General features: G+C 59.1%; 20 protein-coding genes. 11 read left to right on the top strand and 9 right to left on the bottom strand.

The annotated features are described in order from the left end of the window. The first annotated feature begins 95 nt into the window (after positions 1-95). The 5 genes from hisS (at position 96) to F3J39_RS08310 (ending at position 7,627) form a co-directional block, all read left to right on the top strand. A complete protein-coding gene (hisS, locus tag F3J39_RS08330; protein WP_039379615.1) occupies positions 96-1,370 on the top strand; it encodes a histidine--tRNA ligase in 1,275 nt (424 codons plus the stop codon). 39 nt (positions 1,371-1,409) lie between these two features. Continuing rightward, positions 1,410-2,027: a YfgM family protein gene (locus F3J39_RS08325; protein WP_039379613.1), complete on the top strand. Its 618-nt coding sequence runs from the start codon at positions 1,410-1,412 to the stop codon at positions 2,025-2,027. 19 nt (positions 2,028-2,046) lie between these two features. Further along, positions 2,047-3,228 carry an outer membrane protein assembly factor BamB gene (bamB, locus tag F3J39_RS08320; protein WP_071667898.1) on the top strand — a complete coding sequence of 394 codons (1,182 nt, stop codon included), beginning with the start codon at positions 2,047-2,049 and terminating at the stop codon, positions 3,226-3,228. Between the two features lie 174 nt (positions 3,229-3,402). Next, entirely contained in the window at positions 3,403-4,887 is a 1,485-nt protein-coding gene (gene der, locus F3J39_RS08315; RefSeq protein ID WP_039379608.1) for a ribosome biogenesis GTPase Der, read from the top strand. Between the two features lie 295 nt (positions 4,888-5,182). Beyond that, positions 5,183-7,627, top strand: a complete 2,445-nt coding sequence (locus F3J39_RS08310) for a glucose/quinate/shikimate family membrane-bound PQQ-dependent dehydrogenase (RefSeq protein ID WP_166714063.1) — start codon at positions 5,183-5,185, stop codon at positions 7,625-7,627. A 40-nt stretch (positions 7,628-7,667) separates the two neighbouring features. On the opposite strand, the gene F3J39_RS08305 is transcribed toward F3J39_RS08310, so the two are convergent. The 3 genes from F3J39_RS08305 to xseA all read right to left on the bottom strand — a co-directional run bounded on the left by F3J39_RS08305 (position 7,668) and on the right by xseA (position 10,475). Further along, positions 7,668-7,994, bottom strand: coding sequence for a protealysin inhibitor emfourin (locus tag F3J39_RS08305; protein ID WP_039379602.1), 327 nt, complete (start codon positions 7,992-7,994; stop codon positions 7,668-7,670). Next, positions 7,991-9,004, bottom strand: coding sequence for a M4 family metallopeptidase (locus F3J39_RS08300; RefSeq protein WP_166714062.1), 1,014 nt, complete (start codon positions 9,002-9,004; stop codon positions 7,991-7,993). Before F3J39_RS08300 ends, F3J39_RS08305 begins: the two co-directional genes overlap by 4 nt. Positions 9,005-9,101: 97 nt before the next feature. Next, positions 9,102-10,475, bottom strand: a complete 1,374-nt coding sequence (xseA, locus tag F3J39_RS08295; protein ID WP_166714061.1) for an exodeoxyribonuclease VII large subunit — start codon at positions 10,473-10,475, stop codon at positions 9,102-9,104. Between the two features lie 169 nt (positions 10,476-10,644). Between xseA and guaB the strand changes: the two genes are divergently transcribed. The 3 genes from guaB to F3J39_RS08280 all read left to right on the top strand — a co-directional run bounded on the left by guaB (position 10,645) and on the right by F3J39_RS08280 (position 14,715). Then, positions 10,645-12,111, top strand: coding sequence for an IMP dehydrogenase (gene guaB, locus F3J39_RS08290; protein WP_071667901.1), 1,467 nt, complete (start codon positions 10,645-10,647; stop codon positions 12,109-12,111). Between the two features lie 72 nt (positions 12,112-12,183). Then, positions 12,184-13,764, top strand: coding sequence for a glutamine-hydrolyzing GMP synthase (gene guaA / locus F3J39_RS08285; protein WP_108569447.1), 1,581 nt, complete (start codon positions 12,184-12,186; stop codon positions 13,762-13,764). Between the two features lie 174 nt (positions 13,765-13,938). Beyond that, positions 13,939-14,715, top strand: coding sequence for a DUF3750 domain-containing protein (locus F3J39_RS08280; protein ID WP_166714060.1), 777 nt, complete (start codon positions 13,939-13,941; stop codon positions 14,713-14,715). A 32-nt stretch (positions 14,716-14,747) separates the two neighbouring features. Here the strand turns inward: F3J39_RS08280 and F3J39_RS08275 are convergent, their stop codons facing one another. The 6 genes from F3J39_RS08275 to ppk1 all read right to left on the bottom strand — a co-directional run bounded on the left by F3J39_RS08275 (position 14,748) and on the right by ppk1 (position 21,048). Next, a complete protein-coding gene (locus F3J39_RS08275; protein WP_104085283.1) occupies positions 14,748-14,927 on the bottom strand; it encodes a DUF2158 domain-containing protein in 180 nt (59 codons plus the stop codon). A 70-nt stretch (positions 14,928-14,997) separates the two neighbouring features. Beyond that, the gene (gene mgtE, locus F3J39_RS08270; RefSeq protein WP_039379576.1) at positions 14,998-16,431 is read right to left on the bottom strand and encodes a magnesium transporter; all 1,434 of its coding nucleotides are present in this window, start codon (positions 16,429-16,431) and stop codon (positions 14,998-15,000) included. Between the two features lie 85 nt (positions 16,432-16,516). Next, positions 16,517-16,702 (bottom strand): YfgG family protein, encoded by a 186-nt coding sequence (locus F3J39_RS08265; protein ID WP_039379573.1) that lies wholly within the window; start codon positions 16,700-16,702, stop codon positions 16,517-16,519. A gap of 129 nt (positions 16,703-16,831) precedes the next feature. Next, a complete protein-coding gene (gene tehB, locus F3J39_RS08260; protein ID WP_071667903.1) occupies positions 16,832-17,431 on the bottom strand; it encodes a tellurite resistance methyltransferase TehB in 600 nt (199 codons plus the stop codon). Positions 17,432-17,458: 27 nt separating this feature from the next. Next, positions 17,459-18,982 carry an exopolyphosphatase gene (gene ppx, locus F3J39_RS08255; protein ID WP_039379568.1) on the bottom strand — a complete coding sequence of 508 codons (1,524 nt, stop codon included), beginning with the start codon at positions 18,980-18,982 and terminating at the stop codon, positions 17,459-17,461. A gap of 5 nt (positions 18,983-18,987) precedes the next feature. Then, positions 18,988-21,048 carry a polyphosphate kinase 1 gene (ppk1, locus tag F3J39_RS08250; protein ID WP_166714059.1) on the bottom strand — a complete coding sequence of 687 codons (2,061 nt, stop codon included), beginning with the start codon at positions 21,046-21,048 and terminating at the stop codon, positions 18,988-18,990. A gap of 181 nt (positions 21,049-21,229) precedes the next feature. On the opposite strand from ppk1, the gene F3J39_RS08245 reads away from it, so the two are divergent. Genes F3J39_RS08245 through pstB form a run of 3 tightly spaced genes read left to right on the top strand, consistent with a single transcriptional unit; the run spans position 21,230 to position 25,701 of the window. Next, positions 21,230-23,323 (top strand): ABC transporter permease subunit, encoded by a 2,094-nt coding sequence (locus tag F3J39_RS08245; RefSeq protein WP_145339819.1) that lies wholly within the window; start codon positions 21,230-21,232, stop codon positions 23,321-23,323. Further along, on the top strand, positions 23,320-24,921 hold the full coding sequence (gene pstA, locus F3J39_RS08240; RefSeq protein ID WP_166714058.1) for a phosphate ABC transporter permease PstA: 1,602 nt from the start codon (positions 23,320-23,322) through the stop codon (positions 24,919-24,921). The genes F3J39_RS08245 and pstA overlap by 4 nt, the downstream gene beginning before the upstream one ends. Positions 24,922-24,933: 12 nt before the next feature. After that, on the top strand, positions 24,934-25,701 hold the full coding sequence (gene pstB, locus F3J39_RS08235) for a phosphate ABC transporter ATP-binding protein PstB (RefSeq protein WP_094112267.1): 768 nt from the start codon (positions 24,934-24,936) through the stop codon (positions 25,699-25,701). Positions 25,702-25,800: the final 99 nt, after the last annotated feature.

Here is a 25,800-nt window from a genome sequence, read left to right as displayed (position 1 = left end):
CGCCCGGCGCGTACCAGTTTATGAATGAACCTGTGCGGTTTCATCCTCATAAGGTATGATGCCGGACAGGTTTTTTTGTATTAAGAGATTTTAACGTGGCGAAGAATATTCAAGCGATTCGCGGGATGAACGACTTCCTGCCAGCCGACACCGCAATCTGGCAGCGTATCGAGGGCACCCTGAAGCAGGTGCTGGCCAGCTATGGCTACAGTGAAATCCGTCTGCCAATCGTCGAGCATACCCCACTGTTCAGCCGTGCCATTGGTGAAGTGACCGATGTGGTTGAAAAAGAGATGTACACCTTTGAAGATCGTAACGGCGAAAGCCTGACGCTGCGCCCGGAAGGCACGGCGGGCTGCGTACGTGCCGGTATTGAACATGGTCTGCTCTATAACCAGGAGCAGCGCCTCTGGTATGTCGGTCCGATGTTTCGCTACGAGCGTCCGCAGAAAGGGCGCTATCGTCAGTTTCATCAGATGGGCGTCGAAGTGTTTGGCCTGCAGGGGCCGGATGTTGATGCTGAGCTGATTATGATGACCGCGCGCTGGTGGAAAGCGCTGGGCATCGCTGACCACGTTGAACTGGAGCTGAACTCCATCGGCTCTCTGGCGGCGCGCGCGGACTACCGCAGTGCGCTGGTGGCGTTTCTGGAGCAGCATCAGGATGTGCTGGATGAAGATTGCAAACGCCGCATGTACACCAATCCGCTGCGCGTGCTGGACAGCAAAAATCCGGAAATTCAGGCGCTGCTGAATGATGCGCCAACGCTGGGCGAATTCCTGGATGAAGAGTCGCGCGCCCACTTCACCGGACTCTGCGCGCTGCTGGATGATGCCGGTATTCGTTATCGCGTCAACCAGCGTCTGGTGCGCGGCCTCGACTACTACAACCGCACCGTCTTTGAGTGGGTCACCAGCAGCCTCGGCTCGCAGGGCACCGTATGCGGCGGCGGGCGTTACGATGGCCTGGTTGAGCAGCTGGGCGGACGAGCCACGCCAGCGGTAGGATTTGCCATGGGTCTGGAGCGGCTGGTGCTGCTGGTGCAGGCGGTGAATCCTGAATTTGAACCGACGCGGGTTGTTGATGTCTATGTTATCGCTTCAGGGCAGGGCGTTCAGTCTGCGGCTATGCAGCTGGCGGAAACGCTGCGTGATGCCAACCCGGCGCTGAAGCTGATGACCAACTTCGGCGGCGGCAACTTTAAAAAGCAGTTTGCCCGTGCAGATAAATGGGGCGCACGCATTGCGCTGGTGCTCGGCGAAGATGAAGTGAAAGCGGGCCAGGTGGTGATTAAAGATCTGCGCACCGGCGACCAGCAGACGCTGGCTCAGCAGGACGCCGCTGCGACGTTGCAGACGCTGCTGCAGTAAGCAGCACGCGGCAACAGCCATTTTAAGGAGAGGGATTGCGTGGAAGTTTACAGCAACGAGAATGAACAGGTTGATGCGCTGCGCCGCTTTTTCGCCGATAACGGCAAAGCGCTGGCGATTGGCGTGGTAGTAGGGATCGCGGCGCTGGGCGGCTGGCGCTACTGGAGTTCGCATCAGGAAAATTCAGGCAAAGCGGCATCTGCGGAGTATCAGCAGCTCACCAGCGCGATGCAGGCGGATAAACCGGAAAGCCTGGAGGCCGTTGCCAGCTTCGCCAGCGAAAACAGCAATACCTACGGTGCACTGGCCGCGCTGGACCTGGCGAAGCAGTACGTTGAGACCAGCCAGCTTGATAAAGCCATTGCGCTGCTGCAGAAAGGACTAAACGACACCAAAGATGCCAATCTGCAGGCGGTTATCAACCTGCGTCTGGCGCGTATTCAGCTGCAGCAGAAGCAGGCTGATGCCGCGCTGGCTACCCTGGATAACGTTAAGGGTGACGGCTGGAGCGCGATTGTGGCAGATATTCGCGGTGAAGCATTGCTGAGCAAAGGCGACAAGCAGGGCGCGCGCGATGCCTGGAGTAAAGGCGCGGGTTCGCAGGCTTCTCCGGCACTGAAGCAGATGCTGCAGATGAAAATAGATAACTTAAGTTAAGCCAGACAAGAGAGCGCACATGGAATTACGTAAATACCTGCTGCCAGGGCTGATTTCCGTCACTCTGCTCAGCGGTTGCTCGCTATTCAGCGGCGAAGAAGATGTAGTGAAGATGGCTCCGCTGCCGAAAGTGGAAAATCAGTTCACGCCGGAAACTGTCTGGAGCACGTCAGTAGGCGACGGCATTGGCGATTTCTACTCCAACCTGCATCCGGCATGGCTGGACGGCACCGTTTACGCTGCCGACCGTTTTGGCGTGGTAAAGGCGCTGGATGCCAGCAACGGTAAAGAGAAGTGGAAAGTCGATCTCTCTGAGAAGACTGGTTTCTTCTCGAAAAACATCTCTGCGCTGCTCTCCGGCGGAGTCACCGCCAGCGGCGATCGGATCTATATTGGCAGCGAGCGCGGGCAGGTATTTGCACTCAACAGCAGCGACGGCTCGCTGGCGTGGCAGACCAAAGTCGCCGGTGAAGCGCTCTCCCGTCCGGTGGTCAGCGATGGCCTGGTACTGGTTCACACCAGTAACGGTATGCTGCAGGGACTGGATCAGAGCAGCGGTGCGGTAAAATGGACCGTGAACCTCGATATGCCGGCGCTTTCGCTGCGCGGTGAGTCTGCGCCTGCGGTCGCCTTTGGCGGCGCTATCGTTGGCGGTGATAACGGTCGCGTCAGCGCGGTGATCCTGAACCAGGGTCAGCTGATCTGGCAGCAGCGCATTTCACAGCCGAGCGGCGCGACGGAGATCGATCGTCTGAGTGACGTCGATACCACGCCGGTTATCGTTAATGGCGTGGTCTATGCGCTGGCGTACAACGGTAACCTGACCGCACTCGACCTGCGTTCCGGTCAGATTATGTGGAAGCGTGAAATCGGCGGCGTTAAAGATTTGATTGTCGACGCCGGACGCATCTATCTGGTGGATCAGGACGACCGCGTGATAGCGCTTAACGCCGATGGCGGCGTAGCGCTGTGGCGTCAGAGCGATCTGCTGCACCGTAATCTGACGGCACCGGTGCTGTTTAACGGTTATCTGGTTGTGGCAGACAGCGAAGGTTACGTGCACTGGATCAACACGCTGGATGGCCGCTTTGTGGCGCAGCAGAAACTGGACAGCGACGGCTTCCAGACCGAGCCGGTTGTGGCCGGTGACAGACTGCTGATTCAGGCGAAAGGCGGCGAGGTTTACGCCATCAGCCGTTAAGTCCTGAGCGCGCGGGAATGGATTTCCGTCAGTAATTACGGCTCCTGATTCGTCAGGAGCCGTTCTGTTTTTTGTCAGGCGTGATATTCTAGGCGCCTTAAGCCTGAAGCGGGCGGCAAATGTCGTTATACTCACGCCATTCGGGCGATTCATTTTTAAACTGAGGCAAGTGTTATGGTACCTGTGGTCGCGCTGGTTGGGCGTCCCAATGTGGGGAAATCCACGCTGTTTAACCGCTTAACGCGCACCCGTGATGCGTTAGTGGCCGATTTCCCTGGACTGACTCGCGATCGCAAATATGGTCGCGCCGAAGTGGAAGGGCGCGAATTTATTGTTATCGATACCGGCGGTATTGATGGCACCGAAGAGGGCGTAGAGAACCGCATGGCGGAGCAGTCGCTGCTGGCGATTGAAGAAGCGGATGTGGTGCTGTTCATGGTTGATGCCCGCGCAGGCGTTATGCCGGCGGATCAGCAGATCGCTAACCATCTGCGCTCCCGTGAAAAAGCGACGTTCCTCGTAGCGAACAAAACGGATGGCCTGGACGCCGATGCCGCCGTGCTGGACTTTTACGCGCTAGGTCTGGGTGATATTCATCCGATTGCCGCCTCGCACGGTCGCGGCGTTACCTCGCTGCTGGAAACCGCGCTGCTGCCGTGGATGGACGTGGCAGACCCGCAGGAAGTCAGCGAAGAGGATGAAAACGAAGCCTACTGGGCCGCATTAGCCGCAGAAGAGAGTGGCGAAGAGGCGGAAGAGGAAGAGGAGTTTGATCCGACCGGCCTGCCGATTAAGCTGGCTATCGTGGGTCGTCCTAACGTAGGTAAGTCAACGCTCACTAACCGTATTCTTGGTGAAGATCGCGTGGTGGTCTATGACATGCCAGGCACGACGCGTGACAGCATCTATATCCCGATGGAGCGTGACGAGCGCGAATATGTCCTGATCGACACCGCCGGGGTGCGCAAGCGTGGCAAGATCACCGATACCGTTGAGAAATTTTCGGTGATCAAAACCCTGCAGGCGATCGAAGATGCTAACGTCGTGATGCTGGTGATTGACGCGCGTGCCGGTATCTCCGACCAGGATCTCTCCCTGCTGGGCTTTATCCTCAACAGCGGACGTTCGCTGGTGATTGTGGTCAACAAATGGGATGGCCTGTCGCAGGAAGTAAAAGATGAAGTGAAAGAGACGCTGGATTATCGTCTCGGCTTTATCGATTTTGCCCGCGTACACTTTATTTCGGCGCTGCACGGCAGCGGCGTAGGTAACCTGTTTGAATCCGTAACGGAAGCGTACGACTGCTCAACCAAACGCGTAAACACCTCCATGCTGACGCGGATTATGAATATGGCAGCAGAAGATCATCAGCCGCCGCTGGTGCGGGGCCGTCGCGTTAAGCTGAAATATGCGCACGCCGGTGGATACAACCCGCCTATCGTGGTCATCCATGGTAATCAGGTAAAAGATCTGCCCGATTCCTACAAGCGTTATCTGATGAACTACTTCCGTCGCTCGCTGAACGTTATGGGTACGCCAATCCGTATCCAGTTCAAAGAGGGTGATAACCCGTATGCCGGCAAACGCAATCTGCTGACGCCGACGCAGCAGCGCAAGCGCAAGCGTCTGCTGGCGCACCTGAAAAAGAATAAGCGTTAAGTAAAAAAGAGCCCGCCGGGCTCTTTTTTTTTGCCTGTGATTTAACAGCGGCTTAGCCCGGCAGATGTAGCAAAAATGCTATTGGCCGGTAAACCCTGCGTTATGATCGTTCACTTTCAATTGTACCATCTGGTACAATTCTGCCGCCTTATGGTGAGCTCGCCCTGATATGCCGCGTTCTCATGCATGAGTGCGCGGTTGCGGACTGCTTTGCGGTTCGTCATTAAACAGGGTGCTGCTGTGTCCCGCGACGAAGCCGGACAGGCGACATGCACTATTTTTCAGGAGAGTTTGTGTGAAGGCAGAACATTCCACTCGCCCCGGCAGAGGCCTTAGCGTCTGGTCCGTGCTGTTCGGGCTGGTGTTGCTGGCGATCGGCCTGTTTTTCGCTATTGGCGGCGGTAAACTGGCGGCGCTGGATGGCAGTAAATACTTTCTGATTGCCGGTATCGTTATGATAGCGTCGGCGGTCCAGTTTATGCGGCGTAAAGCGTCAGCGGTGACGCTGCTGGCACTGGCGTTTATCGGAACCCTGATCTGGGCGGTAATGGATGCCGGCTGGCACTTCTGGCCGCTGGTTTCCCGGCTGATGGTGCCGGCGGGGCTGATGCTGTTCGCATTTCTGACCTGGCCTGCGCTGCGCAAAAGCGAAGGCAAAGCGCCGCTGGCAACGCTCTCTTACGCACTGTCAGCGCTGATTGCGGTTGGCATGATCGCCACCGTGGTGCAGATGTTTCAGCCGCATCCTACCGTGGCCTTTACCGGTTCGCAGCTGCCGCTGATCCCGGTGGATAAAAGCAAACCGCAGCAGGACTGGAGCAGCTACGGCCGCACGCCGGAAGGGGATCGTTTTGCGGCGATTGATCAGATCACGCGTGACAACGTTAATGAACTGCAGGTTGCCTGGACCTTCCGTACCGGCGACACACCGCTCAGCCCGACCGGCAATGGCGCTGAAGATCAGCAGACGCCGCTGCAGGTTGGCAACACGCTCTATCTCTGCACGCCGCACAACAATGTGATTGCGGTAGAAGCGGACAGCGGTAAGCAGATCTGGAAGCGTGAAATCAATGCGCAGGCGGAAGTGTGGAACCGCTGCCGCGGTCTGGCCTATTTTGACGCCACCAAACCGGTGACGCAGCCCACGCAGCCAGGCTCCACGCCGGTGCCGGCACCGGTTCTGGCCGCAGGCGACAGCTGCCAGCGCCGTATCCTGATGAACACGATCGATGCGCGTCTTATCGCGATTAACGCCGACAACGGTGAGTTCTGCGCCAGCTTTGGCAACAACGGCGTGGTTGACCTGAAGCAGGGGCTGGGCAAGGCGCCCGATCCGCTCTATCAGCTGACCTCCGCACCGCAGGTTGCCGGTACCACCGTGGTAGTCGGCGGTCGCGTGGCGGACAATGTGCAGACCGATATGCCAGGCGGCGTACTGCGCGGCTTTGATGTGATCAGCGGTAAAATGCGCTGGGCGTTCGATCCGGGCAACGACGATCCGAATGCGGTACTGATGCCGGGTCAGGATTATACCCGCAGCACGCCGAACTCCTGGGCGCCGCTCTCCTACGATCCGGCGATGAACACCGTGTTCCTGCCGATGGGCAGCTCGTCAGTGGATCTGTGGGGCGCGAATCGCACAAAGCTCGATCACACCTACGGTGCATCTATCCTCGCGCTGGATGCCACCACCGGCAAACAGAAGTGGGTCTATCAGACAGTTCATAACGACCTGTGGGACTTTGACCTGCCGATGCAGCCAAGCCTGGTCGACTTCCCGATGAAGGATGGCACCACCAAACCGGCGGTGGTCATCGGGGCAAAAACCGGCATGATCTGGGTGCTGGACCGCCTGACCGGCAAGCCGCTGACCAAAGTGGAAGAGCGGCCGATGCCGCAGGGTCACATCCCGAACGAGCAGTACACCAAAACCCAGCCGCACTCGGTTGAGATGCCCAATATCGGCAACCAGACGCTGACGGAATCTGATATGTGGGGCGCGACGCCGTTTGACCAGCTGGCGTGCCGTATCGCGTTTAAAGGCATGCGCTATGACGGTCTGTTCACCGTACCGGACACGGACAAATCGCTCAGCTTCCCGGGGTCTCTGGGTGGTATGAACTGGGGCAGCATCTCGTTTGATCCCAACAATCAGTATATGTTCGTCAACGATATGCGCCTCGGCCTGTGGGTACAGATGATCCCGCAGGACACCAGCAAAGTGGCCCGCGGCAGCAACGGCGGTGAATCGGTTAACACCGGCATGGGCGCCGTACCGCTTAAGGGCACGCCGTATGCAGTGAATAAAAACCGCTTTATGTCGCCGCTCGGCATTCCGTGTCAGGCCCCGCCGTTTGGTACGCTTTCAGCCATCGACATGAAAACGCGTCAGATCGTCTGGCAGGTGCCGGTGGGTACCGTGCAGGATACCGGCCCGTTTGGTATCAAAATGCATGCGCAGATGCCGGTAGGCATGCCAACGCTGGGCGGTACGCTGGCGACGCAGGGCGGACTGGTGTTTATTGCCGGTACTCAGGACTACTACCTGCGCGCCTTTGACAGCTCAACCGGTAAAGAGGTGTGGAAAGCGCGCCTGCCGGTCGGCAGCCAGGGTGGCCCAATCAGCTATGTCTCACCCAAAAATGGCAAGCAGTACATCCTTATCTCTGCCGGTGGCGCACGCCAGTCGCCGGATCGCGGGGATTATGTGATTGCTTACGCGCTGCCAGACAGCAAGTAAGAGCAGCAGGGCCGGCAGAGGATGCCGGCCTTTTTTTTGCCTACTCTCCGTTCTGCCACAGCGCCTGTAGCGCTGGCGGCGCATCTTTTTCCGCTACGTAAATCACGATAGCACCCGCCTCATGGTGGGTGGCGTAGGTGATCTGGATGCGGAAATAGTGCTGATCGCCACTGCCTGCGGAGGTAGCCTGTTCCGCCTGCTCGCCGAGCGGCAGCGCCTGCTCCAGCACCTGACAGACCCGCTGTTTCTGCGGTTCCGGCAGCTGGGCCAGCGCAAAACGCCGCTCTTTACGCAGTTTGGGAATAAAGGCGAAGCCGCCCTCCCGCGCCAGCTCTACAATGGCGTCATCCGTCAGTTCTATGTTCACTTCACACCCACCTCATGCCAGGCCGCCTGGATCTGCTCCGCGACCTGCCGATCAAAGCGTTTTGCCGCATGCTCAACGGTAAAGCGGGCAAAGGTGCTGAAATCAGCATCCTGCGGCAGGGTTTTGTCACACAGCGTGTCATACCACGCCTGACCGGCGCGTTCCCATGCAAAACCGCCCAGCGCGGTGGCCGCAAGATAAAACGCGCGGTTAGGAATACCGGAGTTGAGATGCACGCCGCCGTTGTCATCACGCGTTTCGATATAGTGCGCCATATCCGCCGGCTGCGGATCTTTACCCAGCAGCGGGTCATCATAGGCGGTGCCGGGGGCTGACATGGAGCGCAGACCGCTGCCGTTAATGCCTTTAGCCAGCAATCCTTCGCCGATGATCCAGTCCGCTTCCTCCGCGCGCTGCTGCCGCTGATACTGTTTTACCAGTGAGCCAAAGACATCAGACATCGACTCATTCAGCGCGCCCGCCTGCTGAAAGTAGATCAATCCCGCTTCGCTTTCCGTGACGCCGTGCGTCAGTTCATGGGCGACCACGTCAATCGCGATGGTGAAGCGATTAAAAATCTCGCCGTCACCGTCGCCAAAGACCATCTGCTGGCCGTTCCAGAAAGCGTTCTGATAATTCTGGCCGTAGTGCACGGTACCGTCCAGCTTCAGCCCTTTGTTGTCGAGCGAGTTTCGCTGATAAACGTTCCAGAAAAAATCATAAGTAACGCCCAGATAGTCCCAGGCTTCATCCGCAGCCACGTCGCCGTTGCCAGGCTGACCTTCCTGACGTATCAGCGTGCCGGGCAGCGTCTGACTCTCTCTGGCATCAAAAATGGCGCGCAGCACCTGACCTGGCCGGGCGATATCCGCCGGTGCGATGACGCGGTGCGGCTCCGCCATTAGCTGCTGAACGTGAGTAAGCGTGCGGCGCGCCGACTCCTGTTGCGGCCCTGCACAGTTGTCGATGATGTTACGCAGAATATAGGGGGGAATTACGCTGTATGACATGCCGGACTCCCTGAGTGATGGGTATGCAAAGAGTATAGACCGGGGTCAGGCAGAGCAGGAAACGTGCAGGCAGGGAGGGGATCTCCCTGCGTACTGGTCAGGATTGGCGGGGTTTACGGCGGCGTTTCAGCGGCGTGAGGGCGGTGACTTCGCTCTCCACCCAGCCATCTTCCAGCCGGGTGCGCAGCCTGTCGCCCGGCTGCAGCGGCGCGATCTGTTTTACAACTTCGCCCTGCGCATCGGTGGTAACGCTGAAGCCGCGCGCCAGCGTTGCCAGCGGACTGACCCCTTCCAGCTGCGCCATCAGCGTACCAAAGCGCTGGCGATCCTGCCCCAGCTGCTGCTGCATGCTCTGCTGCAGACGGTAGTGCCACTGCGCGAGCTGCTGCTGCGCGCGCAGGATGCGCCCCTGTGGCTGCTGCGCACTGAGCCGCTGCAGCAGCCGATCCTGCTGGCGCTGCGCGCTGCGCAGCTGCCGATCGGCGGCCGCGCCTAAGCGACGCTGCAGCTGAAACAGGGCGGTCTGCTGCCGTGCCAGGCGCAGCTGCGGATGCTGCTGCTGCAGGCGATGCTGAAGCTGCGTGAGGTAACGCTGCTGCCCGGCGAGATAGTAGTCCATCGCCATCTCCATACGCTGCTGCTGTGACTGCAGCTGCCGCAGCAGCTCGACCTGATTGCGGCTGACAATCTCAGCGGCGGCAGAGGGCGTGGGCGCGCGCAGATCGGCGACAAAATCGGCGATAGTGACATCCGTTTCATGCCCCACGGCGCTGACCACCGGCAGGCGGCTGGCAAAAATCGCACGCGCCACGCGCTCATCGTTGAAGCACCAGAGATCTTCCAGCGAGCCGCCGCCGCGGCCGACAATCAGCACGTCACATTCGTTGCGCTGGTTGGCCAGTTCGATGGCACGCACGATAGCAGCCGGCGCATCGGCCCCCTGCACCACGGTGGGATAGATAACCACCGGTAATGAGGGATCGCGGCGGTGCAGCACGCGCAGCACATCATGCAGCGCGGCGCCGGTTGCGGAGGTGATCACCCCGACCTGGCGGGCCGGATCGGGCAGCGGCTGCTTGAACTGCTGATCGAACAACCCTTCTGCGCTGAGCTGCGCTTTCAGCTGCTTAAACTGCTGCTGCAGCAGGCCTTCACCCGCCGGATGCATGCTTTCAATGATTAACTGATAGTCGCCGCGCGGCTCATACAGCGTTACGCTGGCCCGCACCAGCACCTGCTGCCCGTGCTGCGGCCGGAACGTCACGCGCCGGTTGCTGTTGCGGAACATCGCGCAGCGCACCTGGGCGCCATCATCTTTCAGCGTGAAGTACCAGTGGCCGGACGCGGGCTGCGTGAAATTGGAGATCTCAGCGCTGAGCCACACCAGGCCCATCTCATTTTCCAGCAGCGTGCGCACCGTGGTGTTGAGGCGGCTGACGGTAAAAATATTGGCGGTTGCAGGTAGCGACATGTGATGAAGATCAAATTTTAAATCAGAGGGTTAATTCATCGATACTACAGGGCTGTTGCGCAGGATCAAGACTTTTTCTGAAAAAGCAGTAGAGGCAATCGGTTTCGTCCTGTATAATGCCGCGGCAATATTTTATCTGTTTTCAACGCCCCCAGGTGGAGATATTGCAATGCTAAGAATCGCGAAAGAAGCCCTCACATTTGACGACGTCCTGCTCGTTCCCGCTCACTCCACTGTATTGCCTAACACCGCTGACCTCAGCACCCAACTGACCAAAAACATCCGTCTGAACATTCCTATGCTCTCTGCTGCGATGGATACCGTGACCGAAGCGGGTCTGGCGATTGCGCTGGCACAGGAAGGCGGCCTCGGCTTTATTCATAAAAATATGTCGATTGAGCGTCAGGCTGATGAAGTGCGTAAGGTGAAAAAGCATGAGAGTGGCGTGGTAACAGAGCCGCAGACCGTGCTGCCAACCACGACGCTGGCGGAAGTCAAAGAGCTTACCGATCGCAACGGCTTTGCCGGCTATCCGGTCGTCAACGCCGGTAACGAGCTGGTGGGGATCATCACCGGTCGCGATGTGCGCTTTGTAACCGATCTGACGCTGCCGGTTACCGCGGTTATGACGCCGAAAGAGCGTCTGGTTACGGTAAAAGAGGGTGAGGCGCGCGAAGTGGTGCTGCAGAGGATGCATGAAAAGCGCGTTGAAAAAGCGCTGGTGGTGGATGAGAGCTTCCACCTGCTGGGCATGATTACCGTAAAAGATTTCCAGAAAGCTGAACGTAAACCCAACGCCTGTAAAGATGCGCAGGGTCGTCTGCGTGTAGGCGCGGCGGTGGGTGCCGGCGCCGGTAACGAAGAGCGCGTGGATGCGCTGGTTGCCGCTGGCGTTGATGTGCTGCTGATTGACTCTTCGCACGGCCACTCTGAAGGCGTACTGCAGCGCATTCGTGAAACCCGCGCCAAATATCCCGACCTAGAAATCATTGGCGGCAACGTTGCCACCGGCGCCGGTGCCCTGGCGCTGGCTGAAGCGGGCGTCAGCGCGGTGAAAGTGGGGATTGGCCCCGGCTCTATCTGTACCACCCGTATCGTCACCGGCGTAGGCGTTCCGCAGATCACCGCTGTTTCTGACGCCGTTGCGGCGCTGGAAGGCACCGGTATTCCGGTCGTGGCAGATGGCGGGATCCGCTTCTCCGGCGATATCGCTAAAGCGATCGCCGCAGGCGCAGCCGCTGTAATGGTGGGCTCTATGCTGGCCGGCACCGAAGAGTCTCCGGGTGAGATCGAACTCTATCAGGGCCGCGCATTTAAATCGTACCGCGGTATGGGCTCACTCGGCGCAATGTCCAAAGGCTCTTCTGACCGTTACTTCCAGACCGATAACGCCGCAGATAAGCTGGTGCCGGAAGGTATCGAAGGCCGCGTTGCCTATAAAGGTCGCCTGAAAGAGATCGTCCATCAGCAGATGGGTGGCCTGCGCTCCTGCATGGGCCTGACCGGCTGCCCGACCATTGATGACCTGCGCACCAAAGCGGAGTTTGTCCGCATCAGCGGGGCTGGCATCAATGAGAGTCACGTACACGATGTGACCATCACCAAAGAGTCACCGAACTACCGCATGGGTTCCTGATCCCTGAAGATTTCCCGCCCGGCTCTGGCCGGGCGCTTTTATTGTTAAGTCCATCCCACTGGAAATGCCTCAATGACGACTGAAAATATTCATAAACATCGTATCCTGATCCTCGATTTTGGTTCGCAGTATACGCAGCTGGTTGCGCGCCGCGTGCGTGAGCTGGGCGTCTACTGCGAACTCTGGGCGTGGGATGTCACCGAAGAGCAAATCCGTGCGTTCAACCCGAACGGAATTATCCTGTCAGGTGGCCCTGAGAGCACCACCGAGCTGGACAGCCCGCGTGCGCCTGAGTACGTCTTTAACGCTGGCGTGCCGGTACTGGGCGTCTGCTACGGCATGCAGACTATGGCGATGCAGCTGGGTGGCAAGGTTGAAGGCTCAAATGAGCGCGAGTTTGGCTATGCGCAGGTGGAAGTCACCACGCAGAGCGCGCTGGTGCGTGATATCGAAGATGCCATCAGCGCCGCCGGCAAGCCGCTGCTGGATGTCTGGATGAGCCACGGCGATAAAGTCACCGCGATTCCGGCTGACTTCGTCACCGTCGCCAGCACGGAAACCTGTCCGTTTGCCATCATGGCGAATGAAGAGAAGAAATTCTACGGCGTGCAGTTCCATCCGGAAGTGACGCACACCCGTCAGGGACTGCGCATGCTGGAGCGCTTTATCCGCGATATCTGCGGCTGTGAAGCGCTCTGGACGCCGGCGAAAATCATTGAAGACGCCGTTGAGCGTATCCGCCAGCAGGTGGGCAGCGACCGCGTGATCCTCGGCCTCTCCGGCGGCGTTGACTCCTCGGTAACCGCCATGCTGCTGCACCGCGCTATCGGCGATCGCCTGACCTGCGTATTTGTTGATAACGGTCTGCTGCGCCTGAATGAAGCGGAGCAGGTGATGGATATGTTTGGCGACCATTTCGGTCTGAACATTGTCCACGTACCGGCGGAAGCGCGCTTCCTCGATGCGCTGGCGGGTGAAAACGATCCGGAAGCCAAGCGTAAAATCATCGGCCGCGTGTTTGTTGAGGTGTTCGACGAAGAAGCGCTGAAGCTGACCGAAGTGAAGTGGCTGGCGCAGGGCACCATCTATCCGGATGTGATTGAGTCCGCTGCTTCTGCCACCGGTAAAGCGCACGTGATCAAATCGCACCATAACGTGGGCGGCCTGCCGAAAGAGATGAAGATGGGCCTGGTTGAGCCGCTGAAAGAGCTGTTCAAAGATGAAGTGCGCAAGATCGGTCTTGAGCTGGGCCTGCCATATGACATGCTCTACCGTCACCCGTTCCCGGGACCGGGTCTCGGCGTGCGCGTGCTGGGCGAAGTGAAGAAAGAGTACTGCGATCTGCTGCGCCGCGCCGACGCCATCTTTATTGAGGAGCTGCGCAAAGCGGATCTCTACAATAAAGTGAGCCAGGCGTTTACCGTGTTTCTGCCGGTGCGCTCCGTCGGCGTAATGGGCGACGGCCGTAAGTATGACTGGGTGGTCTCACTGCGCGCGGTGGAAACCATCGACTTCATGACCGCACACTGGGCGCATCTGCCATACGATTTCCTTGGCCGCGTCTCCAACCGCATCATCAATGAAGTCAACGGTATTTCCCGCGTGGTGTATGACATCTCCGGTAAGCCACCGGCGACGATTGAGTGGGAATAACCCCGTTCTGACATAAAGCCCGCCGCATGCGGGCTTTTTTTATGGCTGAACCGCAGCCGCAGCGCACGATGATGGGTCTGCCGTCGCGTTGCGTGCCAGCGCATAGTTGGTGAATAAACAGGCGCCGTTTTGCTGCATAATAACGCACTTCTTTTTCTGCCCCGGATACCCTGAATGCTGCCTGTGAAACTTATCCTGCTGACTTTTCTTTGTGCCGTGATCCTGTCGCTGGCGGCGAGCCTGGCGCAGGCGACGCGCAGCGGCGACCTGCAGACCGGGCAGGGCGGCTGGGCCACCGCGCGGCGCGACTCCGCCGGACTGGCGCCCGATCCGCAGCGCTACGCCAGCGAAGCGGTGGTGCAGGTCTATGCGGCTCCCACTTACGGCTGGAAAGGCGCGGTGGCGGTGCATCCGTGGATCATCTTTAAGCGCGCCGGCGAGACGCAATATAATCGCTATGAGGTGATCAGCTGGGGCAGCGGTGACAAGGTGCGGCGTAACCGTAACCTGCCGGATGGCTACTGGTATGGCGCCCGTCCGCGTCTGCTGGTGGATCACCGCGGGGCCGCAGCGCAGGCGATGATCCCGCAGATTGAGGCGGCAATCCGCTCTTACCCGTGGCCCGCCACCTATCGCGCCTGGCCGGGGCCAAACAGCAATACCTTTCTGGCGCACATTGGTCGCGAAGTGCCGGCGCTGAAGCTCGACCTGCCGGCAAACGCGGTTGGCAAGGATTACCGCTCGCTGCTGCACCCGATAGGGCTGCCGCCCTCGGGGCGCGGTCTGCAGCTGTCGCTGCTGGGCATACTGGGCGTGACGGTCGGTGCGGAAGAGGGGGTAGAGATGAACCTGCTGGGGCTTAATCTGGGCGTCGATTTCACGCCGCTGCGGCTGCGGCTGCCGTTTATCGGCGGTATTGGCCGGGATAACGTGCAGAAGGAAAATCCCTGACGGGGCGCCGCGGATTGCGGCGCGCCGGGCACTCAGCAGACGCCGAAGTCGCCCTCTTCATGATAGAGATTGACGCTGTCTGCTCTAATCTCAATCTCTTTTTTCAGCGGGTCGTCGATACGGGCGCACCAGAGCATATCGCCCTCTGCACGCAGCACCTGCATTTTAGGACCACCGGTTTTCGACTGCACAAAATCGCCTGCGTTAAACATGCTGTGTCTCCATCAGATAAGGGTATGAATGAGTGTAGCTGCGCCAGCATAAAGGCGCAGCTGTCGTGACTCAGTGCGGCAGTAAAAACAGCGTGGCCAGACCGAGAAAGATAAAGAAACCGCCGGTGTCGGTGAGCGCGGTGATCAGCACGCTGGACCCCACCGCCGGATCGCGCTTCATTTTGGTCATGATCAGCGGAATAAGCACGCCCATCAGCGCCGCCAGCAGCAGGTTCAGCACCATCGCCAGCATCATCACGCCGCCAAGCTGAATATTGTCATACATCAGCCAGGTGATGCCGCCCATAATGCCGCCCCAGAACAGGCCGTTGATCAGCGCCACGCCCAGCTCGCGACCGATCAGGAAAGAGAAGTTGCCAGGCTCCACCTGATGCAGCGCCAGCGCGCGCACAATCATGGTAATGGTCTGGTTACCGGTATTGCCGCCAATACCCGCCACAATCGGCATCAGGGTCGCGAGCGCCACCAGCTGTGAAATCGTGGCTTCAAACAGGCCGATGACGCGCGAGGCGATAAATGCGGTGCAGAGGTTAATGGCCAGCCACGTCCAGCGCTTGCTCACCGCTTTACGCACCGGCGCAAACACATCCTCCTCCTGGCTGATCCCGCCCATTTTACGGATGTTGCTCTCATTCTCCTGGTTAACCAGATCGATCACATCCTCAACGGTAATACGGCCAATCAGTTTGCCTTTGGCGTCGGTAACGGCAGCAGAGATCAGGTTGTAGCGCTCAAAGGCGCTGGCGGCATCCTCGGCATTGTCATTGAGCTGAAACGTAGTGGGGCGGGGATTCATCACATCTGCGACCAGCGTTTTGGGCTTATTGAGCAGAATATCGGTCAGCGGCAGCTCGCCGAGCAGCTGGTTTTGCGCATTGGTGATAAAGATTTTATCGGTGCCGTTGGGCATACTGCTGCGCTTGCGCAGAAAGCGCTGCACCGTGGCAAGGGTGACGTCGGCGCGCACGGTGAGAATATTGAAATCCATGATGCGGCCTACGCGGTCGCGATCGAGCTCAATCACATCGAGCAGGCGCGCGCGCAGCTGCGGCTCCAGCGTGGTCAGCAGGCGGCCGGTGAGATCGCGCGACAGATAGCGCGCCAGATAGACCTGATCGTCGATATCCAGCGGTTCAATCGCGCGCAGGATCTCGCGGTCGCTCATGCCTTCGGTGAGGCTCTCCCAGACGGTCTCTGAGGCTTCAACCAGCACGCGGCCACGCTGTTCGGAGGGGACCAGCTGCCAGAGCGCCCGGCGCTCCTCTTCCGGCAGCGCTTCCAGGATATCAGCGAGGTCGGCGGCGTGCAGCGGCGCCAGCTCCTGCTCCAGCTGCTGGCGCCAGGCGGCCACTTCGCGCAGCTCTGCGGCGTTGAGATCGACGGATTTATCCAGCAGGACATCCACTAAGTCCTGTTTGCTCAGCAGCAGTGAAAGAATGCGCTGGCGGGATTCGGTTAGTTGTTGTGCGTGCGAGGCAGACATAACGCGTCCTTTGTGTCTGTAAAGTCAGCACAAAGTGTAGCGTGTTACTGCCAGAACGGGCAGAACAAAGGCGCCAGTCGCAGCGTCAGCGTGTCTCGCTGCTGCTCAGCGTTGCCGGTTCCGGCAGGGTCTTTTTCTGCTGATGATGCTCAATGGCACCGGGAATGATAAAGATCAGGCGACCAGCCAGAATAAAAAAGCTGATCAGCAAAACGATGCGGGTCATGGTGCCGGTTTTGGGACGTCTTCGTGGTGATAGGGCGCTGTTCACGCGGGTGTTCCTGTTGATACCCCTCAGGGCGATAACAATATTTAGTCACAGTTACCGGATGGGGTCAATCGCTGTATGAAAAATAAGCATTGAATGCGTGCGACAGGGGCCGCAGACCGCGGCCCTGCTTCAGTAACTCGCCTTTTGTGCCAGCAGGGTGGCAAACTGACATTTAATACGGTTGCCGTCAGCGTCACGACGGTGCAGCTCGCCGACATCCTCGTTATATTTTACGATGTGCCAGTTGCGGTAGTAGTGGCTCAGCTCGCCCGACTTAAAGGTAAACGGAAACGCCTGCGTATTGGGATAATCAGCGGTGCTCATCGCCGCCACAATCAGGTTGTAGCCATACTTCTGCGTACTGGCCTGCATATCGGCAATCAGCTGCGGGATCGTCTCCGGCTGCAGAAACATCATCACCACCGTTGAGAGCACAAACTGATAGCTGCCGTTGAAGCGCAGCTGGTTGAGATCGCACAGCGCTGTCTGAATATTCGGCAGCTGTTCGGTAGCAATAATCGTATTCAGATAGTCAAGGCTTGCCGGATTAGCGTCCCAGGCGGTGACGTTAAAGCCGTGCTGGCTGAGATAAAGGCTGTTGCGGCCTTTACCGCAGCCGAGATCCAGCGCGTTGCCCGGCGTCAGCTTCGGCAGCGCCGCGCGCACTTCAGAGTGCGGCGGCGATAAATCATACTTTTCTGTAAACCAGTTATCAGGGCGTATCGTCATTGTCAGACAGCGGGCGGACGGCCCGCGTTACTCCTCTTCCAGCAGCAGTTTCCAGCCGGTCACATCGCTCCAGTACGCCTGCTCGCGCTCCAGATCGAGCTGCACCAGCGTATTCTGGCTGAGAAAACCGGCCGGGAAAGTGAGCGTCCAGTGACCATCGTCCGTTGAGAGCTTCAGTGCATCGGGGCGCGTGGTCGCCTGACGCTGGTTATTCAGCAGCGTGCCGAGGCGCAGCAGAAAAATCATCGGCAGCACCTGCTTTTTCTTAAACAGGGTAAAGCGCGGGATCTCATCCTGCTTCACCGCTTTACGATGGAAGCGTACCAGCGTGGCCAGCAGCATCTGTTGATCCTGATTAAAGCCAGGCATATTGGAGTGCTGCAGAATATAGGCGGAGTGCCGCTGCATACCGCTGTGATTAATGGTCAGCCCGACCTCATGCAGCAGCGCCGCCCATTTCAGCAGAGCGGTCAGCTGCGGGTTCGCCTGTTTTGGATTCTGCTCCTGCCACTGCAGATAGAGCTGCTCTGTCGTCTCCAGCACGCGGCGCGCCTGATCGCTGTCGATCACATAGTGGTTCGCCAGACTCTGTGCGGTGCGGCTGCGGATATCCTGATGGCGGAAACGGCCCTCCATCTCATAGAGCACCCCTTCGCGCAGCGCGCCGTCAGAGAGACGCAGTTCACGGATCGCCAGTGCGTCAAAGACGCCGCACAGGATCGCAAGGCCAGGCACAAACACCGCTTTGCGCTCTTCAGATAAGCCCGGCAGGCTCAGCGCATCAAAGGATTTGTGCTTCAGCACTTCACCGACCAGCATATCGAGACTGTCAGGCGTTACGCGCTTCTCTTTCTCGCCCATTGCCAGCAGCACTTCACAGGCGGCTTTAATACTGCCGGAGGCGCCCAGTGCATATTGCCAGCCGTGCAGGCGATACTGCCACGCCAGCGTCTCCAGCTTGTGCGTAGCGGCGAGGCGGGCGCGACGGAAATTATCCTGGCTGATTTCGCCTTTCGGGAAATAGAGATTAGCGAAGCTGACGCAGCCCATGCGGCGGCTCTCAACCAGCTGCGGCTCAAAATCCTCACCGATTACCAGCTCGGTTGACCCGCCGCCGATATCGATAACCAGCTTGCGCCCTTTTTCTGGCTGAGTGTGCTCAACGCCCATGAAGATCAGGCGCGCCTCTTCGTTACCGGAGATGACCTCAATCGGATAGGGGATCACTTCCGCGGCGCGCTGCAAAAACTCTTCGGCATTGGTCGCAATGCGCAGCGTGTGCGTGCCGACAATGGTCACGTTGGCGGCGCTAAAGCCCTGCAGTCGCTCAGCGAACAGGGCCAGGCAGCTCAGGCCGCGCACTATCGCCTCTTCGCTCAGCCGGTTTTGCGCGTCAAGCCCGTCAGCCAGATGCACCCGCTGCTTGAGGCGTCCCAGAACCTGCATGGCGCCATCCACCACGCGGGCGATCACCATATGAAAACTGTTTGAGCCGAGATCGATGGCCGCAAATTCCTGCGGCTTCGGCGTACTCTTCGGAGTAATTGGCATAGGCGTTATTCGGGTTGTTCCAGTCTCTTGATGTAATCGTAAATCGCCAGCTGCGAGCGCACTTTCCTGCGATTGCCGCGCGGAACATAACGGTTACTCAGCTCTTTGTCTACGATACGTGCTTTAACCGTATCACTTAACAGAATGGCGATAATATCCAGAATCCGCTGTTTAAGACGCGGATCGAGCACCGCCACGGCGACCTCAATGCGGTAATCGATGTTGCGCGTCATCCAGTCAGCCGAAGAGAGAAACACCTTTTTCTCACCGCCATTTTCAAAAATATACACCCGGTCGTGCTCAAGATAACGATCAACAATGCTGGTGACGCGAATATTTTCGCTGATGCCAGGCAGGTCCGGGATCAGCGAGCACATACCGCGCACCAGCAGATTGATTTTTACCCCGGCTGCCGAGGCTGCATAGAGCCTGTCGACCAGGCCATTATCCACCAGGTTATTGATTTTAAGCGTAATTCCGCACGGCTTACTCTGCTGCGCATTGGCGATCTCCGTGTCAATCAGCTGATAAAGCACGGCCCGCGAATTTTGCGGTGACACCATCAGATGTTCAAAGGTAACCGGGCGATAGGGGTTCTCAATGAAGTTAAATACGCGGCGGACTTCGTTCGTGATGCGCGCGTCAGCGGTCAGCAGAGAGTAGTCGGTATAAAGGCGCGCAGTCTTCTCATTAAAGTTGCCGGTGCCGATATGCGCATAGCGCACCACCTCTTCACCTTCGCGGCGGGAAATCAGAAACAGTTTGGCGTGAATTTTCAGACCAGGCGCAGAGAAGATAACGTGCACGCCCGCCTCAGTCAGCCGCTTGGCCCAGTGGATATTCGCCTCTTCATCAAAGCGCGCCTGCAGCTCAACCACCACCGTCACTTTTTTGCCGTTGTGCGCCGCGTGGATCATCGCATCCATAATGCGGGAGTGTTTGGCTACGCGATAGATATTGATTTTGATCGCCAGTACGCTGGGATCGAACGACGCCTGACGCAGCAGCTCCAGCACATGCTCAAAGGTGTGATAGGGGTAGTAGAGCAGTACATCGCGATCGCGGATGGCGTCAAAGCCATTGCGGAAGCCATCAAAGCCGATATGGCGGATCTGCGGCAGCGGCCGGTTGACCAGGTTACTTTTGCCGACGTTGGGAAAGCCGATAAAATCTTTGAAGTTATGGTAGCGGCCACCCGGCACAATGGAGTCATAGTTAGAGATAGAGAGCTTGTGGCGCAGCATCTCCACCATGGCATCGGGCATATCGCGCTGATAGACAAAGCGCACCGGTTCGGCAGTAAGGCGCTGCTTCAGGCTGGAGGACATCAGCTCCAGCAGGCTCGACTCCATCTCTGTAACCAGATCATATTCGGCATCGCGCGTCATTTTCATGGAGTAGGCGTTCAGCGCATCGTAGTCAAAGAAGCCTTTAAAAATCTCATCCAGGCAGTAGCGCAGAATGTTATCCAGCAGGATCATCGGCTTGCGGCGGCGTGGCGACTCGGCCGGCAGGTTGATAAAGCGCGGCACTTTGTCTGACGGGATCTCCAGCAGCGCATAGCGGATATCCTCGCCGCGAATGATCTCCACCGCCAGATAGGTGTAGTCATCCTTGAGAAACTCAATCAGATCGGTGTCATGGTTGATCAGAATCGGCGTAACGTGCTGACGCAGCTGGTGTTTGAAATAGTGGCGCAGCCACTCCTGCTGATTGGGTGAGAGCTGGCGTTCGTTGATCAGGAAGATCTGGTTACGCGCCATCTCCAGCAGCAGCTCATTGTAGAGCGCGTCAAACTCCTGATCGGACTTCAGTACCCGCTGCTGGATCTTCTTCAGCAGATGCCGCAGGGGAGTGGGCTTACCCTGCTCTTCGCTGATCAGAATGCGCCGCTTCAGATCGGCAAAGCGCACCTTGTAGAACTCTTCAAGGTTGTTGGAATAGATCCCTAAAAACCGCATGCGCTCAATCAGCGGGTTACTTTTATCCGCCGCTTCCTGCAGCACACGTTCATTAAAGGATAACCAGCTTATTTCTTTTTCTATATACAGCTTTTCCTGACCCATTCTGACTCCGTGATGCTGTGGCGGGACGATATGTCCGGCGCAAGGCGCGCAGTGGTGCGGCTCCGCTCAGTCTCCTTCACCATTATTGCTAGAGTATGGCAGGCTTGTCCAACCGCAACAGTTGTCTTATCAATCCGCTACGGGCAACATAGCGACTCTCTAATCTGAATCCCTGACCGGCATGAGCATAAACCATATTCCTGTTGAATCTAATGACCGTCGCCGGCGCGCCATCGATCGCTTTGTGCGGCGCATGGTAACGGCGTGCGGCGCAGGAATATTGCTGCTGATGCTGCTGCTGTTCTTCTGGCTTATCTGGGTGGTCCTGCCGCTGTTCAGCGCGCCACAGCTTCAGCCTGCGCTCAGCCAGCAGCTGTGGGATAAAACGCCGGCGCTGGCGCTGGGTAGCAGCGACACGCTGGGCTGGCGCATCAGTCGTCATGAAGCGCGTTTTATTCCGCTTAACGGCGACCCCGCCGGACCGGCGCTGGCGCTTTCGGACGCGCCGCAGGCCGCCGTGACCAGCAGCGCCGCTGATGCCGTGTTACTCAACGTGCAGGGCGCACTGCTATTGATGCAGCCGCGAATAGAGCACGATCGCGGCGAGTGGTATTTTCCGCTGGGCGATCGGCCGCTGCGCCTGCCGCAGGGTGCCGTCAGCCAGATGGCGCTGGCGCACATCGACGACGGGCAGTGGCGTATTGCTGCACAGACGCCGTCGGGGATCAGCGTGCTGACGCTGGCCAGTCAGCAGCCTGTCAGTCAGGTTATGCTGCCGCAGCAGCATGCCGACCAGCTGCTGCTGTCGCCTGACGGCACGCAGCTCTTTACCAGCCGTGAGCGCCAGCTGCAGGTGTGGCAGATTAGCGCTGAGGGCGCACAGCTGCGCGAAACGCAGGCGCTGACGCAGCCGGTTGCGAGCCTGCATATGCTGGCGGGTGGCCGGACGCTGCTGATCAGAGACGATCGCGGTGTCAGCCAGTGGTTTGCCATTACCGGCGAGCACGGTCCGCGCCTGCAAAAAATTAAAACCTGGCACGGCTCGCAGGGGGCGCAGGGTGTGGCAACCGAGTCACAGCGCCGGGTATTTGCCAGCTGGGATGCGCAGGGCGTACTCAGCCTGTTTGCCAGCAAACAGTCAGGCCCGATCCTCACGCGTCAGCTGGCGCCGGGCATTCAGGCGGTCGCCTTTTCGCCGCGCGGCGACGGCGTGATCGTCGAACACGCCGGGCGCTGGCAGCAGTTCCGCATTGATAACCCGTGGCCTGATGTTACCTGGCGTAGCCTGTGGCAGAAAATCTGGTATGAAAATTATCCGCACGCCGACTGGGTGTGGCAATCCACCGCGGCCGGTGACAGCTATCAGGCGAAGTTCAGCCTGGTTCCGCTGGTTATCGGTACCCTCAAGGCCGCCGCGCTGGCGCTGCTGTTTGCCACGCCGCTGGCGCTGGCTGCCGCTATCTATACCGCCTGGTTTATGTCGCCGGGACTGCGGCGCTGGGTTAAACCCGGCATTGAGATGATGGGCGCGCTGCCGAGCGTGGTGATCGGCCTGATTGCCGGTATCTGGATGGCGCCGCATATCAGCCATGCGCTGGCGGGCGTGCTGCTGCTGCCGGTGATACTGGCCGCTACGCTGCTGCTGTGCGGCGTGCTGAGCCCGCGTCTGCCGGCGCGCTGGCGTCGTCCGGGCGTCGAGGTGCTGTTACTTCTGCCGCTGCTGCTGCTGGTCACGCTGCTGACGCTATGGCTGGCAGCCCGGCTCTGGCCGGACGCCGGTGAACAGCTTATCCACTACGAACAGCGTAATCTGCTGGTTGCCGCCGTAGCAATGGGATTTGCGCTGGTGCCGCTGATATTTACCCTGGCGGAAGATGCGCTGTTCAGCGTGCCGGGGGCGCTCGGACAGGGATCGCTGGCGCTGGGTGCTACGCCGTGGCAGACCCTGACGCGGGTCGTACTGCCCGGCGCTTCTGCCGGGATTTTTGCCGCACTGATGATCGGTTTTGGCCGGGCGGTGGGCGAGACGATGATTGTGCTGATGGCCACCGGCAACACGCCGGTGAGCGAAGGCGGGCTGTTTGCCGGGCTGCGCGCGCTATCAGCGAATATTGCGATAGAGATGCCGGAGGCGGCAGCGGGCAGCGCGCACTACCGCATCCTGTTTCTCAGCGCGCTGCTGCTGCTGCTGTTTACGCTGGTTATCAACACGGTCGCAGAAGTGATCCGCCAGCGGCTGCGCCGGCGTTATGGCCAGCATGAGGGACAGGGATGAAAAACGCACATCGTCAGAACGATCGCTGGCGCTGGCTGACGGCGGGTGCGGTGGCCGTCTGTTTACTGGCGTTTACGCTGCTGATCGGCCTGCTTGGCTGGCAGGGCGTGCGCGCCTTCTGGCCGCAGCCGGTGGATCGCTATCAGTTTCAGGCTCCCGGCGCGTCGCCGGTTACGCTGCTGGGCGAGACGCTGCAGGCAGAGCGGCAGAGTACCGGATGGCGCTACCTGGTAAAAACCGGCAACCGCGATTTTGCCGCCCCCGATTTCCGCGTCATTTACAGCGCCGGGCCCGCGCGCGCGGAACAGCCGCGTGACGTGCTGGTGCTGCAACGGCGCAACGGCGGTAACGCTTACGGCTGGCTGGTGGCGCTGCGGGAAGACAATGAGACGCTCACCGCACACAACCGTGATGCGCTGCTGCAGCAGCGTCTGCAGCAGGTACAGGAGCAGCTGCGTCAGGCAGAGGATATCCGCCGTATCGATATGGCGCGGCTCAATGCGCAGCTGGAAAATCTGCAGCAGCAGGCGGATGAGCAGCAGCGCGAACAGCGTTTTGGCCTGCAGCAGCAGTCAGAGTTCGACGCCAACAGCGCGGCGCTGCATCGTCGCTTCAGCGCGCTGGCTGAGCAGCTGACGCATCTGCAGCAGGCGAGCCAGCGCGATACGCTGATCCTGCGCGACGCGCAGGGCGCAGAACATATTATCCCGCTGGCGCAGATCGTCGCGGCCTGGTACCCCAATAACATGAGCGTGTCGCAAAAAGCGCAGCACTTTTTGCGGCAGGTGTGGCAGTTTGTCAGCGACTCACCGGCGGCAGGCGGCAGCGAGAGCGGCGCGTTTCCGGCTATCTTTGGCACGGTGCTGATGGTGGTGCTGATGTCGGTCATCGTTATGCCGCTCGGCGTGGTGGCTGCCGTCTGGCTGCATGAGTATGCCGGACGTCACGCCCTGACGCGGCTGGTGCGTATCGCCGTGGTGAATCTCGCCGGCGTCCCCTCTATCGTTTATGGCGTATTTGGTCTCGGTTTTTTTGTCTGGCTGATTGGCGGCACGCTCGATCAGCTCTTCTTTTCCCGTGCGCTGCCGAACCCAACCTTTGGTACGCCAGGCCTGCTGTGGGCGTCGCTGACGCTGGCACTGCTGACGCTGCCGGTGGTGATTGTGGCGACAGAAGAGGGGTTATCACGTATACCCGATACGCTGCGTCAGGGATCGCTGGCGCTGGGGGCAACGCAGGCAGAAACCCTGTGGCGGGTGGTACTGCCGCTGGCGGTGCCGGCGATGCTCACCGGACTGATTCTGGCGGTGGCGCGCGCGGCGGGAGAGACGGCGCCGCTGATGCTGGTCGGCGTGGTTAAGATGGTACCGGAGCTGCCGGTAGACGCCGTGTTTCCTTATCTGCATCTCGACCGCAAATTTATGCACCTCGGCTTTCAGATTTACGATCTGGCCTTTCAGAGCCCGAACATCGACGCCGACAGGCCACTGGTTTATGCCACTGCGCTGCTGCTGGTCATGATTATTCTGTCGCTGAATCTGCTGGCGATGGTGCTGCGCCACCGGCTGCGCGAACGCTACCGGCTGATGACGCACTAACAAGGTTGAAATATGACGTCCACTGAGAACATTGCGCTAAGCGTAAACAAGCTATCGCTCTGGTACGGCGAGCGCCAGGCGCTGAACGCTATCGATCTGCAGATCCCGAAAAACCGCATTACGGCGCTGATTGGACCATCCGGCTGCGGAAAATCCACGCTGCTGCGCTGTTTTAACCGTATGAATGACATGATTAGCGGCTGCCGAACCGAAGGAGAAATTCTGCTGGACCAGCTGCCGGTAATGCAGGCAGGGCAGGATCTGCCTGCACTGCGGCGGCGCATCGGCATGGTGTTTCAGCGTCCGAATCCGTTTCCCAAATCGATCTATGAGAACGTGGTGTATGGCCTGCGTCTGCAGGGGGTGCGCGACCGCCGCGTTCTAAACGAAGCGTGCGAACGCGCACTGCGCGCGGCGGCGCTCTGGGGGGAGGTGAAAGATCATCTGGCGCAGAACGCGCTGACGCTCTCCAGCGGCCAGCAGCAGCGGCTGGTAATCGCCCGGGCAATTGCCATTGAGCCAGAAGTGCTGCTGCTGGATGAGCCCACCTCCGCGCTCGACCCTATCTCTACGCTGGTGATTGAGGAGCTGATGACCACGCTGAAGGCGCATTTCACGCTGGTACTGGTGACGCATAATATGCAGCAGGCGGCCCGCGTGTCTGATTACACCGCGTTTATGCATCAGGGACAGCTGATTGAGTTCGGCGAAACCGATCGGATTTTCACCGCACCCGGCGTGCGCCGCACCGAAGAGTACATCACCGGCCGGTTTGGTTAACGCCGGTTACCGGGGCGTTATTGCGTTCTAACCCAGGGGCGCATAAATGCGCCCCCTACGGGGGCTAGGGGATGGGCGCATTCATGCGCCCCTGACATA

It is taken from the genome of Pantoea sp. Acro-807 (assembly GCF_011752675.1).
GTDB lineage: Bacteria > Pseudomonadota > Gammaproteobacteria > Enterobacterales > Enterobacteriaceae > Pantoea > Pantoea eucrina.
Note: the sequence above shows the minus strand (reverse complement) of the source record. Positions and strands in the feature narration are given on the sequence as shown.

Excerpts from the sequence above, each read along its gene's own strand:
- bamB (WP_071667898.1), top strand. The coding sequence starts at position 2,047 with ATGGAATTACGTAAATACCTGCTGCCAGGGCTGATTTCCGTCACTCTG.
- der (WP_039379608.1), top strand. The coding sequence starts at position 3,403 with ATGGTACCTGTGGTCGCGCTGGTTGGGCGTCCCAATGTGGGGAAATCC.
- F3J39_RS08300 (WP_166714062.1), bottom strand. The coding sequence starts at position 9,004 with ATGTCATACAGCGTAATTCCCCCCTATATTCTGCGTAACATCATCGAC.
- xseA (WP_166714061.1), bottom strand. The coding sequence starts at position 10,475 with ATGTCGCTACCTGCAACCGCCAATATTTTTACCGTCAGCCGCCTCAAC.
- guaB (WP_071667901.1), top strand. The coding sequence starts at position 10,645 with ATGCTAAGAATCGCGAAAGAAGCCCTCACATTTGACGACGTCCTGCTC.
- guaA (WP_108569447.1), top strand. The coding sequence starts at position 12,184 with ATGACGACTGAAAATATTCATAAACATCGTATCCTGATCCTCGATTTT.
- F3J39_RS08280 (WP_166714060.1), top strand. The coding sequence starts at position 13,939 with ATGCTGCCTGTGAAACTTATCCTGCTGACTTTTCTTTGTGCCGTGATC.
- F3J39_RS08275 (WP_104085283.1), bottom strand. The coding sequence starts at position 14,927 with ATGTTTAACGCAGGCGATTTTGTGCAGTCGAAAACCGGTGGTCCTAAA.
- mgtE (WP_039379576.1), bottom strand. The coding sequence starts at position 16,431 with ATGTCTGCCTCGCACGCACAACAACTAACCGAATCCCGCCAGCGCATT.
- tehB (WP_071667903.1), bottom strand. The coding sequence starts at position 17,431 with ATGACGATACGCCCTGATAACTGGTTTACAGAAAAGTATGATTTATCG.
- ppx (WP_039379568.1), bottom strand. The coding sequence starts at position 18,982 with ATGCCAATTACTCCGAAGAGTACGCCGAAGCCGCAGGAATTTGCGGCC.
- ppk1 (WP_166714059.1), bottom strand. The coding sequence starts at position 21,048 with ATGGGTCAGGAAAAGCTGTATATAGAAAAAGAAATAAGCTGGTTATCC.
- F3J39_RS08245 (WP_145339819.1), top strand. The coding sequence starts at position 21,230 with ATGAGCATAAACCATATTCCTGTTGAATCTAATGACCGTCGCCGGCGC.
- pstA (WP_166714058.1), top strand. The coding sequence starts at position 23,320 with ATGAAAAACGCACATCGTCAGAACGATCGCTGGCGCTGGCTGACGGCG.
- pstB (WP_094112267.1), top strand. The coding sequence starts at position 24,934 with ATGACGTCCACTGAGAACATTGCGCTAAGCGTAAACAAGCTATCGCTC.